Below are 18,233 nucleotides of genomic sequence, written 5' to 3'. Positions count from 1 at the left end.
CCCGCGGAAGCGCCACGGCGGGGACTTCCCCCGTTCTCGGTCCTCGACGGCGCCGACGCGAAGACCGAATCGATCAGCCGGCGGCGACGGCGGCGCCGAACCACCGAGGCAGGTGGCCGAGCAGATCCCGCTGGTCGTCGCCGGCCCACGCCACGTGGCCGTCCGGGCGCAGCAGCACGGCGGGCACGTCCAGTTCCTCGCTGACGTCGAAGACGTGGTCGACCCGATCCGCCCACCCCGCCACCGAAAGCCGGCCGGTCTGGTCTAGCAGCAGTCCACGGCCGTCGCGCGTCAGCTCATAGAGGCGCCCCCGCTTCAGCGCCACGTCCCGCATCCTCCGGCCGAGCAGTTCGTGCCCCTCGCCGAAGTCGTAGCGGACCCCGATCGCGGTGATCTTCTCGATCAGGTGCCGGTGCACCTCCTCGAAGTCCATCAGTTCCGCCAGCAGCCGGCGCACCGCCCGGGGGCCTGGTTCGAGGGACATCAGCTCGGACTGCACGCGGGTGTTGTTCAGCACGTCGGCGGCCACCGGGTGCCGTTCGGCGTGGTAGCTGTCCAGCAGCCCCTCCGGCGCCCAGCCGCCGACCTCGGCGGCCAGTTTCCAGCCGAGGTTGAACGCGTCCTGGATGCCGAGGTTGAGCCCCTGCCCGCCCAGCGGCGGGTGGACGTGCGCCGCGTCGCCGGCCATCAGCACACGGCCGACCCGGTAGCGTTCGGCCTGCCGGGTGCCGTCGCCGAACCGCGACAGCCAGCGCGGCGAGTGCACGCCGAAGTCCGTGCCGGCGAACACCCGCAGCCGCCGCTTGAACTCCTCAAGGGACGGCGGGACCGTACGGTCCTCGGCGACTCCTTCGGCGGGCACCACGACGCGGTACAGCCCGTCCCCGAGGGGCCCGGCGCCGAACCCGCGATGGGTCTCGCGGACTTCCGCGACGATGGCGGCGACCGTCGCCGAGTCCTCGGTCACCTCCATCTCGCCCAGCAGCCACTCGGTCCTGGCGGGCTCACCGGGGAAGCCGACGCCGAGCAGCTTGCGCACCGTGCTGCGGCCGCCGTCGCACCCGACGAGGTAGCGCGCGCGCAGCCGCGTGCCGTCGGCCAGCTCGGCGGTCACTCCCTGGTCGTCCTGGCTCAGCCCGGTCAGCTCATGGCCGCGCCGGATCTCGGCGCCGAGCTCGGTGGCACGCTCGGCCAGCAGGCGATCGGTGACGGTCTGGGGGATGCCGAGGATGTACGAATGCGCGGTGTCCAGCCTGTCCGGCCACGGCTTGTCGATGCCGGCGAAGTATCCACCGAGCCTGGACTTCCGGCCGTGGGCGAGGAACCGCTCCAGCAGGCCGCGCTGGTCCATCACCTCGATGCTGCGCACGTGCAGGCCGAGCGCGCGGACGATTCCGGCCGGCTCGGCGTCCTTCTCCAGCACGAGCACGTGCACACCGTGCAGCCGCAGCTCACTGGCCAGCATCAAGCCTGTCGGCCCGGCACCGGCGATGACCACGTCGAACATGAACCCCCCGTTCAATGAGATCCCGTTTCGGGTCGGCGGCGCGCACCCGCGCGCACATGTGCGTCGCGAATCCCTGATTCCACGGGCTCGCGCCCCGGCCGGACATTCTGCGGCAGACCCGGGGCCTTGCCGCAAGGCCCCCGGTGCGCTATAGGTTGAAAGTGGCGGGATCTTCGCTGGAAGCGGCCCCGCGTCTACCCCAGCCGGCAGCCGCTGTGCGGGACCGGCTTCATCCAGACTTACCCGTGATGTCCCACGTCGGCGTGGTCGTCATGCCGACTCGGGCCGGCGGAGGGCGTAGCGGCCGGGGGTGCAGCCGTACTCCTTGGTGAAGGCGGCGATGAAGGCCGACGGGGTGGCGTATCCGACGCGCCGCGCGACCTCGGCCACCGGGTGGATCTCCAGCAGGGTCCGTGCCGCGCGCAGGCGCAGGCGGGTACGCCACTGCGAGTACGACATGCCGAACTCGCGCTCGAAGTCGCGTTGCAGGGTCTTGACGCTGATGTGCAGCCGTTCGGCCCACTCGTCCAGGCGGACCGGGTCGCCCGGGTCGTGCGACAGCGCGCGGGCGACCTGCATCGCGAAACCGGTGCCGGTGGCGTGGTGGCTGACGAACTCGCGGGTCGACGCGCCGAGTCCGGCCATGATGCGGCGGCGGGCGACGAGCGCCTCCTCCTCGTCCTGACCGGTACGGGCGATCGCCAGGACGAGCCGGGCCGCCTCGTCGTCGATGGAGACCGGTCCGGCCCGGAGCCCGGCGAGCGCCGGCGGCACCTCGCGCAGGCAGATCCGGTACACGGTGTGCCAGTCCGTGGCCTGTACCTCGTGGCTCACGGCACGGTGGGCCCAGAACGCCTCCCGTGGTCCGATGAACTGCGTGTCGGCGCCGTACCGGGTGGAGAGCATGCCCTCGGGCGACCAGTAGAGCTGGTGCAGGAAGTCCTCCCGGCTCCGGCCGAATTCGAGCACGGCCGCCGAGCGGTACTTGAGCACCAGGATGCCGTCGGGCCGGCCGAGACCGTAGCCGTACTCCTCGCACGACATCGGATCCGTCCCGGAAGGGGGCACGACCGTCACCGAGTGACCTCCCGCCGACATCGACTGACCTCTCGCCGACACTGCAACCATGTTTGGTGAGGCTATCCTAACTAACCATTGTTGTATGGGATGGGGCCCTCCTGTCCTGTATGTCCAAGCATGTCGTTTAAGGACCACGTTCATGTCTTCTCGACGGCCCTGGCGCCTGGCCGGCGCTCTCGCTCTCTCACTCGCCTTGGTGGTGGGCTGCGGTTCCGCCGGCTCCACGGGCTCCGGCGATTCCGCCGGCGCGCAGTCCGGCGCGGCGCAGACCCGGGTGTTCACCGCCGACAACGGCGACGTCACGATCCCGGTCGCGCCCAAACGGGTCGTCGCGACCGGCTACGCGGTGCCCGCGCTCATCGAGGCCGGCGCCGCCCTGGCCGGCATCTCCACGTGGCGACGCGGCCTGCCGATGATGACCGCGCAGCAGCGCGCCACCTACGACGGCCTCACCAAGATCGCGGGCGAGACGGCGGCCGAGACCAACTACGAGGCCATCGCCGCCGCCAAACCGGATCTGATCATCATCGGCGTGCCGAAGCCGGTACTCGCCGAGATCAACCTGGACCGGCTGAAGTCCATCGCCCCCGTCGTCGCGATCGGCCCCACCATTCCCTCCGCGTGGCGCGAACGGTCCCGGCTCCAGGCCGACGCCGCCGGCCGCCTCGACCACTTCGAAGCCACCAAGACGACGTACGAGAAGAAGGCGGCCGAGCTCGCCGCCAAGTACAAGTCCGCTCTGGACGGCGTGAAGTTCGGCCACGTGGGCGCCTACGGCGACGTCGCGGAAGGAACGTTCCACCGCGAGTTCGCCGGTTCGTGGGGCACCAACATCGCCCAGGACATCGGCGTGAACTACTACGGCGAGGTCAAGAAGAAGGAGGGCGGCGCGGGCGACGTCACCGAGTACCCCTCGATCGAGGAACTGCCGGAGAGCCTCGGCGAGGCCGACGCCATCACGTACACGTTGGAGGCCGACGGCTCGGTGAGCGACGCCGTGCAGTACGTGCTGGACTCCAAGCTGTGGAAGAACCTGCCCGCGGTCAAGGCCGGCAAGGTCTTCCCGCTGCGGTACACGGAAGCGGCGACGTACGGCTCGGCGCTCACGACGCTGGACGCGATCGACCAGGCGCTCACACCGCTGCTGGACCGATGAGCATGGACCGGCGGAATCCACGGGAGCGCGTCGCCCGGCATCACCGCACCGGCAGCGGCATGACCCGCATCGGTTATCCGATCGGGATCCGCACCGTCTCGGTGCTCGCCCGTGAGTACGTGACCCCGCGCATGCTGCGGCTCACCCTCGGGGGCCCGGAGCTGGAAGGGTTCCACACCTACCAGGCCGACGACCACGTCATGATCGTATTTCCCGATCCGGACGGCACCCGTCGCATCCCCGTCGCCAACGAGGAACTGACGCTCGACTGGCCCAAGCCGCTGCCCACGGGGCGGAAGTACACCGTGCGGCGGTTCGACGCCGACGCCCGCGAGCTCGACCTGGACTTCTTCGTGCACGACGGCGGGGTCGCCTCGGCCTGGGCCACCACCGCCGCGGTGGGCGAGCCGGTCGCGATCGCCGGTCCGCCCGGGGCCAAGGCGTTCCCCCACAACTACCGGCACTACGTGTTCGCGGTCGACTCCACCGGCCTGCCGGCGGTGGAACGCTGGCTGGCGGAGTCTCCGCCCGACGTGTCCGCCGTCATCGTGGTCGAGACCGATGACGCCGCCGAACACGCCTACCCGCTGCCGTCACGTGACGGGGTGGAGGTGATCCGGCTCGTCCGCGACGACACCCGGTCCCGCCTCGCGGAGACGGTACAGGCGCTGACTCTGCCGGACGAGGGGATCTTCCTGTTCGCGGCCGGGGAGGCGGAGGACATCAAACCGCTGCGCCGGTGGAGCGCGGGACGGCTCGACTCGCTGATCACCGGGTACTGGAAGCGCGGAGTCGCCGGGCTTGAGGACTGACCTGCCCAGGAAGGCCGCGTACCTGGTGGTGTGCGTCGCGCTGCTCGTGGTCGCCGCGGGCGCCAGCGTGAGCGTCGGGGCGCACACCATCGCACCGGTCGAGATCTGGCGTGCCTTCATGGAACACACCGGCGCCGACGATCACGTGATCATCCGGGAGATCCGCGTCCCGCGTACGATTCTCGGCATCTGCGTGGGCGCCGCACTCGGCGCCTCCGGCACGCTGATCCAGACGCTGACCCGCAACCCGCTGGCCGAACCCGGCATCCTCGGGGTGACCGCCGGAGCCGGATTCGCCATCACCGTGGGCGGTGCGCTGCACCTCGCCGACGCGCAGTCCGCGCAGCTCGTGCTCGCGTTCGCCGGCGCCGTGCTCGCGGCCCTCCTGGTGTACGCCGTCGGCAGGACCTCTCCGCTGCGGCTGATTCTCGCCGGTGTCGCTCTCAGCTCGGTACTGGCGGGCGTCTCCCTCGGCATACGCCTGATGCTCCCCGACGTCTTCGACGGGTTCCGGTTCTGGTCCATCGGATCACTGGCCGGGCGCGAGCAGACGTCCCTCGGCGTCCCTCTGTCGCTGCTCGTCCTCGCGCTGGTCGGCGCCATGGCCGTGACCCGGCCGTTGAACGCCCTGGTGCTGGGCGAGCAGGTCGCCCACGTGCTCGGTGGTCACGTGGCACGGACCCGGGCGGCCGTGCTGGTGCTCGTCACCCTGCTCGCCGCGGTCGCCACCGCCGTGGCCGGGCCGATCGCCTTCGTGGGGCTCATGGTCCCGCATCTGGCCCGCAGGCCGGCCGCCGGATCGGTTCCGTGGCTGATGGCGTACACGATGCTGCTGGGGCCCATCCTGCTGCTGGTCTCCGACATCGGGGCACGCGTGCTGCTGACGACCGGCGAGGTGCCGGTGGCCGTCGTCACCGCGTTCCTCGGCGGCCCGGTGCTCATCTGGGCGGTACGGCGTTACGGGGCGACGACCCTGTGAGCGACCTGGTGCTGCGGGCCGGGCGGTTCTCGGCCAGGATCGAACGGCGTACGGCCGTGGTGTCGCTGGTGCTGGTCGCCGTCGCGCTGCTGCTCGCGCTGCTCGGCCTCTGCTACGGCGCCTCCTGGACCACGCCCTCGGACGCGTTGTCCGCGCTCGCCGGGCACGGCGACTCGGCGTTCGTGGTCCGGGAATGGCGGGCGCCCCGGGTCGCCGCCGCCCTGGTCTTCGGCGCCTCGCTCGGCCTGGCCGGGGCGATCTTCCAGAACATCACCCGCAACCCGCTCGGCAGCCCCGACGTCATCGGCCTCGACGCGGGCGCGTACACCGGCGCGCTGATCTCGATCACCGTGCTCGGCGGTACGGCGGTGCAGCTCGCGGTGGGCTCGATCCTGGGCGGACTGCTGGCCGCGGCCGCCGTCTACTTCCTGTCGCTCGGCTCCGGGCTCAGCGGCCTGCGGCTGATCGTCATCGGCATCGCCATGAACGCCATCCTGACCGCGGTCAACTCATGGATCGTCCTGCGTGCCGAGCTGGAGATCGCCATGGCGGCGACCGGGTGGAGCTCGGGATCGCTGAACGGCGTCGAGTGGGCGGGAGTACGCCTGCCGTTCCTCGTCATCGGCGTGCTCACCCTCCTGCTGGTCACGCTGTCGTACGCGATGCACCAATCGGCGCTCGGCGACGAACTCGCCGTCACCTCCGGCGTCGCCCTGAACCGCCTTCGGCTGCTGCTCGTGCTGGCCGGCGTCGGCTGCACCGCCACGGTGACGGCGGTCGCGGGGCCCATAGTCTTCATCGCGCTCGCCGCGCCCCAGATCGGCCGCAGGCTGGCCGGCGCGGGCGGTGTGCCGCTGGTGGCCGCCGCGCTGACCGGCGCGGTGCTGCTGCTGGCCGCCGACCTCATCGCGCAACTCCTGCTGGCCCCGGTCGCGTTGCCGGTCGGCGTGGTGACGACCGCGATCGGCGGCTGCTATCTCATCTGGCTGCTCGTCAAGGAAGTGAGGCGACCGTGACAGCGCGCCTGACCGCCAGGGACATCACCCTCGCCTACGGCGACCGGGTGGTGGCGACGCGCGTGAACCTCGACATCCCCGACGGCGCGTTCACCGCCATCGTCGGCGCCAACGGGTGCGGGAAGTCGACGCTGCTGCGGGCGTTCGTCCGCCTGCTCGAACCGACGGCCGGATCGGTGCTCTTCGACGGCCGGGACGTGACCGGCTTCCGGCCGAAGGCGATCGCCCGGGAGATCGGTTTCCTGCCACAGGGACTCGTCACTCCGGAGAACGTCGTGGTGAAGCGGCTGGTCGCCCGTGGCCGCTACCCGCACCAGTCGTTGCTGTCCACCTGGTCCCTGGACGACGAACGCGCCGTGACCGATGCCATGGCGGCGGCCGGCGTCGCCGACCTGGCCGACCGGCCGGTCGCCGAACTGTCCGGGGGCCAACGGCAACGGGTGTGGGTCGCGATGGTGCTGGCCCAGGAAACGCCGTACCTACTGCTCGACGAGCCCACGACGTTCCTCGACATCACCCACCAGTACCAACTCCTCGCCCTGTTCGCACGCCTGCGCGACGAGGGCCGCACCGTGATCGCCGTCCTCCACGACATCAACCAGGCCTGCCGCTTCGCCGACCACCTCGTAGCGATGAAGGACGGCGGCGTCGTCGCAGAGGGCCCACCCTCCACCATCGTGACCGCCCCCCTCGTACACCAGGTCTTCGACCTCCCGAGCATCGTCGTCCCCGACCCGGTAACCGGCACCCCCATGGTCGTGCCGACCGCCGAGGGAGTTCATCCACCTGTCACGAACGCGGAGAGGAGTTCGACGTAGGCGGAGCCGCTTGACCCGATGCCGTCGCGGACGGGGTATGCGCCTGGGAACCAGGGGTGGTCCAACTGCTCAGCAGCCGCAGGGCCTCGGCGGTGGCGGACCCGGGTTCGACGTTGTAGACGCACAAGGTCTGGTCGGGGTCCCCGGGAGGCTGGAAGGACTCGTAGGAGAAGTGAAGATCGCCGACTACGGGATGGTGGTAGAACTTGGTGCCGTGGGTGCGGCGCAGGACGCGGTGGTCGTTCCACCAGGCGGTGAATTCGGGACAGCGCAGGGTGAGCTCCCCCACGAGGTCGGCGAGCCGCCGGTCGTGCGGGTGGCGGCCCGCTTCGAGGCGGAGCATGGCGACGGTCTCTGCGGCGATCTGCGCCCAGTCTCCGACGCGCTCACGGGCGTCCGGGTCCAGCAGGTAGTAACGGACGAGGTTGCGCTGTGAGACGGGGAGGGCGTCGAAGTCGGTCAGGACCGCCCGCCCCAGGCGGTTACTGGCCAGCACGTCGGTGCGCCGGCCGAGGATGAAGGCGGGGACGTGCTCCAAGGTCTGGAGCATGAGGTACAGGCCTGGGCGGACCCGCTGCGGAGCGGTGGGTGTACGGGGGGCGGGTCTGGGCCGTGCCAGCAGGTCGATGAGGTGCTCGCGTTCCGCGAGATCGAGCTGCAGCGCGCGTGCGAGCGCCTCGACGACCTCCGGGGACGGAGTTCCGGCGCGGCCTTGTTCGAGGCGGGTGTAGTACTCGGTGCTCATGCCGGCGAGGCGGGCGACCTCGTCGCGGCGCAGTCCGGGCACCCGCCGGGCGCGGCCGTCCTCGGCCAGCCCCGCACGGCCGGGAGTGATCCGGGCGCGACGGGAGCGTAGAAAGTCGGCGATCTCGCTACCACGGTCCATGCTCCCAGTGTGGAGCAGCCCTGTGCGGCGCGCTCGCCGCCGGGTGGCCCCGCCGGTACCTGCCTTCCCGGTACCTTCCTGCTCAGAGCCTGCTCAAGCCCCGGAAACGGAGTTCGGGCGTGGTGTGCTGGATACGTGGCCGATGGCTGTCGGCCACGTATCCGCTCTTCCCCTCACCTACGGAAGGTCTGCACCCATGTCCACGGAAACCCTTGCCAAGCCCCTGACCGGCCGCGTCGCAGTTGTCACCGGTGCCTCCAGCGGCATCGGTGCGGCCTCAGCCGAACACCTGGCGGGGCTGGGCGCGCGGGTCGCCGTCCTGGCCCGGCGCACGGACCGGCTGGACGAGCTGGTCTCCCGGATCGAAAAGCACGGCGGCACCGCCCTGGCGATCGCCGTCGACGTGACCGACGCCGCAGCGGTGCGGTCGGCCGCGGGCCGGGTGGCGGCCGAACTGGGGGACACCGACCTGCTGTTCAACAACGCGGGCGTCATGCTGCCCGCCCCGGTCGAGGAACTGGCCGTCGATCAGTGGACGCGTCAGATCGATCTCAACATCACCGGGCTGATGAACGTCATCGGCGCGTTCACCCCGCAGTTGGTCAAGGCGGCGGGCGAGCGTGGCGTGGCCGACTTGATCAACACCTCGTCGGCCGCGGCGCGGACCGTCTTCCCCACCTTCGCCGTCTACTCCGGCACCAAGGCGTACGTCACCCACCTCTCGCGTCATCTCCGCGTCGAGCTGGGCGCCAAGAACGTGCGGGTGTCGGCGCTCGAACCGGGCATCGTCGGTACCGAGCTGAGCGACCACGTCACCGACGAGGGTGCGCTCCAGTGGTTGGAGGGCACCAAGGAGACGATGGAGTGGCTCACACCGCAGGACATCGCCGAAACCGTCGGCTTCATCGCCGCCTTACCGCCCCGCGCGAACCTCCAGCAGATCACGATCATGCCCACCCGCCAGCCCGGCTGACCCTCCCAACCCCCCGCCCAGGGTGGTTCCGCCCATGTCAGGGACAGGGGGCGACTGGATCGTCAACCTGGCGTGCGCCTCATGCGTCACAGAGGTACTCGGGGACTCAATCATCAGCCCAGAAGTCCCAGGGGGATTCGCGATGGCGCGCAGGAAGTCCATCAAATTGTTCTGGCCGATCGTCGGCGTCTTGATCGTGGTCGGCGGCTGCATGAATCTCGTCGACTCGGTCTTCGGCGACGGCGACGACAGGGCCGTGAGAGCTGCCGAGGCGCCGACCACGCCGCAATCGAGTCCGACGCCGTTACCCGACCTGACGAAGAAGACACTCGTGGAGGCGCAGAACCAGGTCGAGGCGCTCGGGTTGAGGTTGTCGACGAACGGGATCGGCGACTACGGCTACTGCGGTGACCGATCCGATTGCCTCGTGTACCGAATGACGCCGAAGGCAGGCACGGTCGTCCAGTTCGGCGGCGAGGTCGCGGTACGGTTCGTGACCGTTGAGGAATGGACGTTCTACAAGAGACACCGAACCATGCCGAACGTGGTCGGCTGGTCAGAGGGTCGGGCGGACGACCTCTTCGATCCGATCGACGCGGTCGTCGTGTCGTCGAACCGGGAGTCGGCCAAGGTTCCGGTGGGACAGAACCGGGTGATCGCGCAGGCGCCGAAGCCTGGGACGCGGCTACGGATCGGGCAGAAGATCAAGCTGGTCATCGGGTACAACTACAGCTCCACCACCTCGGGAGGCGGTGACGGAGGCGTGAACCTTGATGTCGATGTCGATCGCAACAAGGGCGAGAGCAGATTCTGCAGTAAGCGCTGGTGGTGCTGAACGTCCGTATCGGGAGTAGCGTTACCCCGGTCTTGTGGATACTTCAATGCCCATCTATCGCGGTATTCCGACCGGCACGGCCGGCGCGGCGTCGCGGGAACCTCCGCGATCGCGGACGATCCAACCGGGAACTCTTCGGCCGGGGACACGCTGATCCATCCCTCGCCCCCTGACCGGCGCGACCGCGAATCCGGCAGCCCTGGTCGTGCCGATCACGAATGAAATCTCCCGGGACCGTCGTCCGCGCCGTGTTCACACTTCCTATTTCGGTATAAATTACCATCAATCAGAGCAAAACCGCGTCTCTCTTTTTGGTGCAACGGCAACCCCTTGTCACTCTGGAACGTCTCATTTCTTGCGATATCCGCTCATGGGAGGGAACGGCCCGTGTTTCCGTACGAAGAGCAGGCGAAAGAGCAGGGCCAGGAAGAGGAGCAGCAGCAAATACAGGTGCAGGTGGCGGCGGCGGTGCCGGGTCCGCCGCCGGGGCCCGTTCATGCGTTGCCGGTGTTCCAGGTCGTCGGGGACTTCCACACGAGCCTGAACGAGGCGAGGGCGCGGGTGACCACGTCGGTGATCCGGGGGCAGGCCACCATCGACCGCAGGGTGGTGGGTGTCGGGCTCGGGACCCACCTCGGGTGGGTGCAGACCATGTTCCAGGCGCGGATGCAGGCCGACTACTACACCGAGGGCGGAGATTACGCGCGGTCCCTGATCCTGCGGACGACCGAACCCGTGATCGACGGCAACGAGAACAACGACATCTGGTACGACCCTCCCCGGCGGTTCGACCACACCGGTCCCTTCGTCGGGACCACCTTCGACGACTCGCCGCAGTTCGTCGCCCCGAGGCAGTCTCCGCAGGGTGACCGGCTCGTCCGGTTCGCAGGGTCGTGGACCTTCGGTTGCTGGCTGGTCACGCGCACCGAGCACCTGAATTCCAAGTTCCTCTACCACCAGGACTGGACGGCGTCCTTCCACGCGGAGATCACCGCCGAGGGCCTCGCCCTGTCCGACAGCGACCTCACCCTCGGAGACGCCGGCCCCGGCCCAGGAACGCTCCATCCGCTGATGGACGGCCCACCATCGAGCACCTTCCTCGGCGACCCCGGCACGTGGCGGGTCCTCGCCACGGCCGAACGCCTCGTCCTGGACGGCGTGGACTTCACCTGACCGGAAAGCCGACGCATGACCTCCCGGTTCCGTCGACGTATCCCGAGCGTGCGAACGATTCGGTGTGACCTGGGACGGCCCCTTCCAAGGAGTTCGTCCCGGTCACGTTGAAACGCCCCGCTCCGTCCGCTCAGGGCGGGCGAAGGCGCTACCGGTCCGCGAACCTGCGGAAGAGGCGGTCGGCGGCGGGGTGGCTGAGTTCGAGGTGGCCGGAGCCGGTGGAGCTGGGGCGGACGGGGACGGGGAGGGAGTGGACGGAGGCGGGGCGGGCCTGGGCGATTTCGAGGGCGATGGCGGAGATCTTCTGTGGGTTGAGGCCGGTGTCGGTGGCGACCAGGCCGCTCGCCTTCTTGAGGAACGTCAGCAGGCGTGCCGGCTCGGCGAGGCGCTCACCCGCCTTCTTCAGCAAGGCCGCCATGACCTGCTGACGGCGCTGGGCGCGTGCCCGGGCCGAGTCGCCGCCGGGCGCGGACCCGCTTCTGGTGTACGCCAGTGCCTCCTCACCGTCGAGGAGCGAGCGTCCGGCCGGCAGTCGCAGGCCGGACTTCGGGTCGTGGACGGTGCGGGGCAGGGTGAGTTCGACGCCTCCCAGCTCGTCCACCAGCTTCGTGAACGCGGTCGAGGAGATCTGCACGGTGTGGTCGACGCGGACGCGCGTGACCGCCTCCACCGTCTTCCACAGGCACGGCATCCCTGCCGTCGCGAAGGCGTCGCTGAGCACATCCTTGCGCGCGGCGGTACGCCGTCGGCCACGCGATCGGCGGGGCCGTCGGTGACGTCGTCGATCGGCGCGCGCGTCAGCGCCCGGTAGCGGGCGGCCTCGCTCCTGTGGTGGCGGGAGATCAGCTTGCTGACGATCCCGAACAGCCACGGACGGGCGTCGGGACGGGTGAGGTCGTACCGGTCGCGGCGCCGGAAGGCGGTCAGGAACGTCTCGCCGACCAGGTCTTCGGCGGCCTCGGGGCCGAGGCGGCGGGACACGTACCGGTAGAGCATCGGCGCGTAGCGGTCGAACAGCGCGGCGAACGCCTCCGGGGTGGTCCTCGACTCGGCGATCAGGTCCGAGTCGGCGGCCGCGGTGGCGGGTGGTGCGGTCATCGTGGGCACCATGGCATGAAGGCCGGCCCTCCCGTAGAAGACATGTCGGTCATGTCTCTCCGCGAGGGCCGTATCGAGTTCACGCTCCGGCGGCGAAGGAGGCCAGAGCCCGCGCGGCCTCTCGGACCGTCACTTGGGGCGCGCGGTGAACCACGCGTGGTCGTCGGGGGTGAGCCACCGGTCGAAGCGCAGCCTCGCGTAGGCCAGGTCCGCGGCCAGTTCGTCCTCGGTGATGGGGTGACGGGTGAAGGCGTGCGTCCAGGTGCGGTCGCCGACGTGGTAGTCGACGACGACGCCGACCCGCCGTCCGTCCCGGTTGACCTCTCTGACCACCCGCCGGATGCCGTCGTGGATGTGCTCGGACGGCTCGACGGTGTCGAACCAGCTCGGCGGGGTCTGCTGGACGATGACGACGCCGTCGGGGGCGACGTGTCGCCGGCAGGTGTCGAGGAACGCGCGCCGCTGCCCCGGGCCGGTGTTGATCATGGTGCTGGCCAGCAGTACGGCGTCGAAGACGCGGCCCAGGTCCAGGGTTTCCATCCGCGCGCGCACGGTCGGCAGGTCCGGGACGCGCGCGAGCATGGCGGGCGACTCGTCCACGCCCAGGACCGGATGGCCGAGTTCGGCGAGAGCACGCAGGATACGGCCGGCGCCGCACCCGAGTTCCAGGATCGACGCGCCTTCGGGGACGGCGCCGTGCACGATGGAGGGCTCGTTCATCACCGGGAGGAGGCTGTAGAACTCGACGGAGCAGCCGTCCGGCGTGATCTCGCCGGGCCCTGAGCCATGATTCGCGTTCATTCCCGTTCCCTACCACATGCCCGGGGAAAGCGGGCGCGGCGGAAATGTCGGTGGGCCTCGCTACAGTCGAACCCTAGTTCGAATCACGAGTAGCGACCGGGAGTGCCGATGAGAAACGGACTGTCGTGGACGCGGAAAGTGGACACACCGTAAATGAACGTTCTTGAGGTGCGCGCCGGGCACGACGCCGGCATGTGGAGCATGTTGCCGTGGGCCTGGAGCGAGGAGGCGGTCGCGTCGCCGCTGATCAACGACGCGTGCCGCCTCCTGCTCACGGCCGGGGTGCGCCTACCTGGCGTCGACGATCATGCCGGCGCCCACGGTGCCGTTGGTCGATTCGTCGATCAGGATGAAACCGCCGGTGAGGCGGTTCCTGGCGTAGTCGTCGACGAAGAGCGGCTGCGTGACGCGCAGCGAGACGCGGCCGATCTCGTTGAGGCCGAGGGACGCCGCCGCCTCGTCGCGGTGCAGCGTGTTGACGTCCAGGCGGTAGTGCAGGTCGCGCACCATCGCGCGGGCCGTGCGGGTGGTGTGCTTGATGACCAGTTTGGAGCGCGGCGCGAGCTTCACCGCGTCGGTCATCCAGCAGACCATGGCCTGGATGTCCTGGGCGACCTGCGGCTTGTTGTTCGGACGGCAGATCATGTCGCCGCGTGAGATGTCGATGTCGTCCTCCAGGCGGAGGGTGACCGACATGGGCGAGAACGCCTCCTCGACGGGCCCGTCGAAGGTGTCGATCGCGGCCACGCGCGTGGTCAGGCCGGACGGCAGGTGCATGACCTCGTCGCCGGGCTTGAGCACGCCGCCCGCGACCTGCCCGGCGTAGCCGCGGTAGTCGTGGAAGGCGGGGTCGGTGGCCCGCTGGGGGCGGATGACGTACTGCACCGGGAAGCGCACGTCGACCAGGTTGCGGTCGGAGGCGATGTGCAGGTTCTCCAGGTGGTGGAGCAGGGATGTGCCCTGGTACCAGGGCATGTTCTCCGACCGGGAGACCACGTTGTCGCCGTGCAGCGCCGAGATCGGGATGAAGGTGAGGTCGGCGACGTTGAGCTTGGCCGCGAACGAGGTGAACTCTTCGCGGATCTCCTCGAACCGCTCCTGCGAGTAGTCGACGAGGTCCATCTTGTTGACGGCGAGCACCAGGTGGGGCACGCGCAGCAGCGTGGTGAGGAAGGCGTGCCGCCGGGACTGCTCGACCACGCCCTTGCGCGCGTCGATGAGCACGATCGCCAGGTCGGCCGTGGATGCGCCGGTCACCATGTTGCGGGTGTACTGGATGTGCCCGGGGGTGTCGGCGATGATGAACTTCCGCTTCGGCGTGGCGAAGTACCGGTAGGCCACGTCGATGGTGATGCCCTGCTCGCGCTCGGCGCGCAGGCCGTCGGTGAGCAGCGACAGGTCGGTGTACTCGGTGCCCCGGTCGCGGCTGGTGCGCTCGACGGCCTCCAGCTGGTCCTCGAAGATGGCCTTGGAGTCGAAGAGCAGGCGGCCGATCAGCGTGGACTTGCCGTCGTCGACGGAACCCGCCGTGGCGAAACGCAAGATGTCCATCAGAGCCGGTCTCCAGGGGTAGCGACGGGGCTGGCGAGGGCGTGCGGCGCATGAGGGCGCGCGGCGCGTGCCATGGGAGCGGGGGGCATCAGAAGTAGCCCTCCTTCTTGCGGTCTTCCATGGCGGCCTCGGAGGCGCGGTCGTCGGCGCGGGTGGCGCCGCGCTCGGTGATGCGGGTGGCCGCGATCTCGGCGATGATCTGCTCGACGGTCGTGGCACCGGACTGGACGGCGCCGGTGCAGGTCATGTCGCCGACCGTGCGGTAGCGGACGACGGTCTCGAAGGTCGGCTCGTCCTCGCCCCGGCTGACGACCTCGGAGTCCGCGAGCAGCATGCCGTCGCGCTCGAAGACCGTGCGGGTGTGGGCGTAATAGATCGACGGGATCTCGATCTCTTCGCGCCGGATGTAGTCCCAGATATCAAGCTCTGTCCAGTTGGACAGGGGGAAGACCCGGATGTGCTCGCCCTTGCGGATGCGCGCGTTGTAGAGGTTCCACAGCTCGGGCCGCTGGTTCTTCGGGTCCCACTGCCCGAAGTCGTCGCGGAACGAGAAGACCCGCTCCTTGGCGCGGGCCTTCTCCTCGTCGCGGCGCGCCCCGCCGAACACGGCGTCGAACTCGTTCTCTTCGATCGCGTCGAGCAGCGTGGTGGTCTGCAGGCGGTTACGGCTGGCGCGGCGGCCCGTCTCTTCGACCACGCGCCCGGCGTCGATGGACGCCTGGACGGACGCGACGACCAGCCGGGCGCCCAGCTCGGCGACCCGCCGGTCCCGGAAGTCGATCACCTCGGAGAAGTTGTGCCCGGTGTCGACGTGCATGAGGGGGAAAGGGATCGGCGCCGGCCAGAACGCCTTCTCGGCGATCCGGACCATGACGATCGAGTCTTTCCCGCCGGAGAAGAGGAGACAGGGGCGCTCGAACTCGGCCGCGACCTCACGCATGATGTGGATCGCCTCGGCTTCGAGGACGTCGAGCTGCGACGTCGTGTAGTCGCTTGCAAGCATCTGCTCTCCTCCGGGGAGCTAGCCCTGACGGTGCGCGTCCCGGATTCCGGCGAGCAAGATCGGCGCCAGATCCGGTAGGGAAACCAGAATATCCGGGAGCGAGGGGTTCTCTTGGTTGTAGACCAGGGGGGATCCGTCGATACGGCTGGCATGGGCCCCGGCCGCCAGGGCGACCGCCACGGGAGCGGCCGAGTCCCACTCGTACTGGCCCCCCGAATGGACGTAGGCGTCCACCTCGCCGGTGAGCACGGCGGCGATCTTGGCCCCGGCCGATCCCATGGGCACCATGTCGGCGCCGACGAGGTAGGCCAGCTTCTTGACGAACTCCGGCGGGCGGGTGCGGCTGACCGCGATGCGGACCCTGCCCTGACGCGGCGCGGGCAGGGCGGGCGGCGCGGCGGTGGTGAGCGTCACACCCTGGGCGGGCAGCGCGATCGCCCCGGCCGCCAGCTCGCCTCCTGTGGCGTCGCCGCGCCGCCACAGGGCGACGTGCACGGCCCAGTCGGCGCGGCCCTCCTCGCCGAACTCGCGCGTGCCGTCGAGCGGATCGATGATCCACACGCGGTCCGCGACGCGGCGGCGCGGATGCAGGCGCTCCTCGCGCGTGCCCTCCTCCGACAGGACGTAATCGGTCGGCCGTAGCCGTGCCAGCGACTCGGTGAGGTGAAGGTGGGACCCGCGGTCGCCCGCCTGGCGCAGTGCCGTGGGGTCGCCGAAGCCCTGGGCGGCGCGCAGCGCCAGAAGCCTCTCGCCGGCCTCGGCGGCGAGGTCGCCGGCGAGCGCGTGGTCGTCGCGTATCGTCACGATGCCGTTCCTGGCCCTTCTAGATGCTCGCCCCGAGTTCCAGGCCGGAGGGCGGGTGTGCCCCCGGGCCGTCTGCCTGGCCTCGGGCTAGTACGCGCCCGAGCCGCGCGCCACGGCGGACCATGTCTTCCACAGGATCTGGAGATCCAGCGTGAGAGACCAGTTCTCGACATAACGCAGGTCCAACCGTACCGATTCCTCCCACGACAGATCGGAGCGGCCGTTCACCTGCCACAGGCCGGTCATGCCCGGCCGGACGACCAGCCGCCGCCGCACGTCGTCACCGTACCCCGCGACCTCCTCGGGCAGGGGAGGCCGGGGGCCGACCAGCGACATGTGGCCGGCCAGCACGTTGAAGAGCTGGGGAAGCTCGTCCAGCGAGCGTCGCCGCAGCCAGCCGCCGAGCGGGGTGACCCGCGGATCGTCGCGGATCTTGAAGAGCAGGCCGTCGACGTCGCTGGCGAGCCCGATTTTTCGGTGCTCGGCGTCGGCGCCCATCGTGCGCAGTTTGAGGATCGTGAACTCCACGCCGTCCCTGCCGACCCGGGTCTGCCGGAACAGGGCGGGGCCGGGGCTCGTGGCGCGCACGGCCACGGCGAGCGCGGCGAGCAGCGGGGCGAGCAGGGCCAGGGCGAGCGCGGCCACCGTGCGGTCGAAGAGGTTCTTGACGAGGCGGCGGGCGCCCGCGAGCTCGGGATGTTCGACGTGCAGGAGCGGCAGCCCGGCGACCGGCCTGATCGTCGTGCGCGGCCCGGCGACCTCCATGAGCGCGGGGGCGACGACGAGATCGGTGCGGGTCTTCTCCAGCCGCCAGGCCAGGCGGCGCAGGGCGGTGCCGTCCAGTTCGGGGCAGGCGAGGACGGCGACGGTGTCGGCCCCGGCCTGGCACACCGCGAGCGGGACGTCGGTGAAGTCGCCGAGCACCGGCGCGCCCTCCACCTCGCCGGGGCCGTCCTCCCGGGGCAGGCAGACGCCGACGACGTCCATGCCGTGGTAGGGCTCGGCGCGGAAGTGGCGGATCAGGTCGGCGAGCGCCTCGCGGTGCCCGACGGCGACCACCCGGCGCATGCACCACCCCCGGGCCCGCATGGCGTGCAGCCTGCGGCGCAGGCCGTACCGGCAGCACAACGTGAGGAAGGTCATGAGCGGGAGCGCCAGCACGACGTACCCACGGGCCAGGTCGGTCTTGGTGACGTACGCGGCGATGGCCACACCGGCGGTGAGCAGGAAACCGCACTGCGAGATGCGCCGGAACTCCTCGGACCCGACCCCGACCAGCCGCGACTCGTAGGCCCGGTTGAGGCCGAGCAGGCACACCCACAGGACCGGCAGCACCGAGCTGAGCACGAGGTAGGGCGTGACGTACGGCGTGACCTGGCCGAAGCGGACGTCGACGGCGGCGGCGCCGGCGAGGAACCCGCACGCGAGGTCGATCGCCACGGCCCGCGCGTGGTAGCGCCTGGCCCACAGCGGCGGCCACGGCCCGGGCGCGCCCGCCCTGCCCCCGGGACGCGCGGCGAGCCGGTGTGCGCGTGCCGCCTTCGGCGGCGAGACCTCCGGCCTCTCGGCGACGCCCACCCATGCCTCCCCGCGACCATCCGGATACCGACCGTGAGGATGTTAGCGGGACGCTGGGACAATCTTGACCGATTCTTGGAAACTCCGCCGACAGCGGCTGTCGAGGCCCGGCCGGCTGCCTTCCTTCCCGGATCCGCCCCCTCGGCCGGCTCGCGGCCTCGGC

17 protein-coding genes and 1 pseudogene are annotated in these 18,233 nt (G+C 70.3%); 8 read left to right on the top strand and 10 right to left on the bottom strand.

Features of this window, described 5'->3' with window-relative positions:
• Window positions 1-73: 73 nt before the first annotated feature.
• Together rox and BJ982_RS11445 are read right to left on the bottom strand one after the other, a co-directional pair.
• On the bottom strand, window positions 74-1,507 hold the full coding sequence (gene rox, locus BJ982_RS11450) for a rifampin monooxygenase (RefSeq protein WP_184879306.1): 1,434 nt from the start codon (window positions 1,505-1,507) through the stop codon (window positions 74-76).
• Window positions 1,508-1,777: 270 nt separating this feature from the next.
• Window positions 1,778-2,584 carry a helix-turn-helix transcriptional regulator gene (locus BJ982_RS11445; protein ID WP_203959422.1) on the bottom strand — a complete coding sequence of 269 codons (807 nt, stop codon included), beginning with the start codon at window positions 2,582-2,584 and terminating at the stop codon, window positions 1,778-1,780.
• 142 nt (window positions 2,585-2,726) lie between these two features.
• On the opposite strand from BJ982_RS11445, the gene BJ982_RS11440 reads away from it, so the two are divergent.
• The 5 genes from BJ982_RS11440 to BJ982_RS39245 are packed head-to-tail and all read left to right on the top strand — an operon-like array spanning window position 2,727 to window position 7,368.
• Window positions 2,727-3,743 (top strand): ABC transporter substrate-binding protein, encoded by a 1,017-nt coding sequence (locus tag BJ982_RS11440; protein ID WP_184879303.1) that lies wholly within the window; start codon window positions 2,727-2,729, stop codon window positions 3,741-3,743.
• Complete coding sequence (locus tag BJ982_RS11435; RefSeq protein ID WP_184879300.1) at window positions 3,740-4,555, top strand: siderophore-interacting protein; 816 nt, start codon at window positions 3,740-3,742, stop codon at window positions 4,553-4,555. The genes BJ982_RS11440 and BJ982_RS11435 overlap by 4 nt, the downstream gene beginning before the upstream one ends.
• Window positions 4,545-5,534 (top strand): FecCD family ABC transporter permease, encoded by a 990-nt coding sequence (locus BJ982_RS11430; protein WP_184879297.1) that lies wholly within the window; start codon window positions 4,545-4,547, stop codon window positions 5,532-5,534. The genes BJ982_RS11435 and BJ982_RS11430 overlap by 11 nt, the downstream gene beginning before the upstream one ends.
• The gene (locus BJ982_RS39250; RefSeq protein ID WP_184879295.1) at window positions 5,531-6,550 is read left to right on the top strand and encodes a FecCD family ABC transporter permease; all 1,020 of its coding nucleotides are present in this window, start codon (window positions 5,531-5,533) and stop codon (window positions 6,548-6,550) included. Before BJ982_RS11430 ends, BJ982_RS39250 begins: the two co-directional genes overlap by 4 nt.
• Window positions 6,547-7,368, top strand: coding sequence for an ABC transporter ATP-binding protein (locus tag BJ982_RS39245; RefSeq protein WP_184879291.1), 822 nt, complete (start codon window positions 6,547-6,549; stop codon window positions 7,366-7,368). Before BJ982_RS39250 ends, BJ982_RS39245 begins: the two co-directional genes overlap by 4 nt.
• On the opposite strand, the gene BJ982_RS11415 is transcribed toward BJ982_RS39245, so the two are convergent.
• A complete protein-coding gene (locus BJ982_RS11415; RefSeq protein ID WP_184879288.1) occupies window positions 7,340-8,254 on the bottom strand; it encodes a helix-turn-helix transcriptional regulator in 915 nt (304 codons plus the stop codon). The two genes, BJ982_RS39245 and BJ982_RS11415, sit on opposite strands and share 29 nt — an antisense overlap.
• A gap of 196 nt (window positions 8,255-8,450) precedes the next feature.
• On the opposite strand from BJ982_RS11415, the gene BJ982_RS11410 reads away from it, so the two are divergent.
• From BJ982_RS11410 to BJ982_RS11400, 3 genes are all read left to right on the top strand, one after another.
• Window positions 8,451-9,227: an SDR family oxidoreductase gene (locus BJ982_RS11410; protein ID WP_184879285.1), complete on the top strand. Its 777-nt coding sequence runs from the start codon at window positions 8,451-8,453 to the stop codon at window positions 9,225-9,227.
• A gap of 142 nt (window positions 9,228-9,369) precedes the next feature.
• A complete protein-coding gene (locus BJ982_RS11405) occupies window positions 9,370-10,062 on the top strand; it encodes a PASTA domain-containing protein (RefSeq protein WP_184879282.1) in 693 nt (230 codons plus the stop codon).
• Between the two features lie 387 nt (window positions 10,063-10,449).
• Window positions 10,450-11,235: a hypothetical protein gene (locus BJ982_RS11400; RefSeq protein ID WP_184879279.1), complete on the top strand. Its 786-nt coding sequence runs from the start codon at window positions 10,450-10,452 to the stop codon at window positions 11,233-11,235.
• A gap of 148 nt (window positions 11,236-11,383) precedes the next feature.
• On the opposite strand, the gene BJ982_RS11395 is transcribed toward BJ982_RS11400, so the two are convergent.
• The 7 genes and pseudogenes from BJ982_RS11395 to BJ982_RS11365 form a co-directional block, all read right to left on the bottom strand.
• Entirely contained in the window at window positions 11,384-11,956 is a 573-nt protein-coding gene (locus BJ982_RS11395) for an LCP family protein (protein ID WP_184879276.1), read from the bottom strand.
• Between the two features lie 107 nt (window positions 11,957-12,063).
• A pseudogene (locus BJ982_RS11390) lies at window positions 12,064-12,333 on the bottom strand (RNA polymerase sigma factor); the annotation flags it as partial.
• Window positions 12,334-12,462: 129 nt separating this feature from the next.
• The gene (locus tag BJ982_RS11385; protein ID WP_184879273.1) at window positions 12,463-13,134 is read right to left on the bottom strand and encodes a class I SAM-dependent methyltransferase; all 672 of its coding nucleotides are present in this window, start codon (window positions 13,132-13,134) and stop codon (window positions 12,463-12,465) included.
• Window positions 13,135-13,422: 288 nt separating this feature from the next.
• Entirely contained in the window at window positions 13,423-14,685 is a 1,263-nt protein-coding gene (gene cysN, locus BJ982_RS11380) for a sulfate adenylyltransferase subunit CysN (protein WP_184879270.1), read from the bottom strand.
• A gap of 88 nt (window positions 14,686-14,773) precedes the next feature.
• Window positions 14,774-15,688, bottom strand: a complete 915-nt coding sequence (gene cysD, locus BJ982_RS11375) for a sulfate adenylyltransferase subunit CysD (protein WP_184879267.1) — start codon at window positions 15,686-15,688, stop codon at window positions 14,774-14,776.
• Between the two features lie 18 nt (window positions 15,689-15,706).
• On the bottom strand, window positions 15,707-16,495 hold the full coding sequence (locus BJ982_RS11370; protein ID WP_203959427.1) for an inositol monophosphatase family protein: 789 nt from the start codon (window positions 16,493-16,495) through the stop codon (window positions 15,707-15,709).
• Between the two features lie 84 nt (window positions 16,496-16,579).
• Window positions 16,580-18,070 carry a sugar transferase gene (locus tag BJ982_RS11365; RefSeq protein ID WP_184879261.1) on the bottom strand — a complete coding sequence of 497 codons (1,491 nt, stop codon included), beginning with the start codon at window positions 18,068-18,070 and terminating at the stop codon, window positions 16,580-16,582.
• Window positions 18,071-18,233: the final 163 nt, after the last annotated feature.

Source organism: Sphaerisporangium siamense (genome assembly GCF_014205275.1).
GTDB classification, from domain to species: domain Bacteria; phylum Actinomycetota; class Actinomycetes; order Streptosporangiales; family Streptosporangiaceae; genus Sphaerisporangium; species Sphaerisporangium siamense.
The sequence above is the reverse complement of the archived record's forward strand: the minus strand, read 5'-3'. Positions and strand labels throughout refer to the sequence as shown.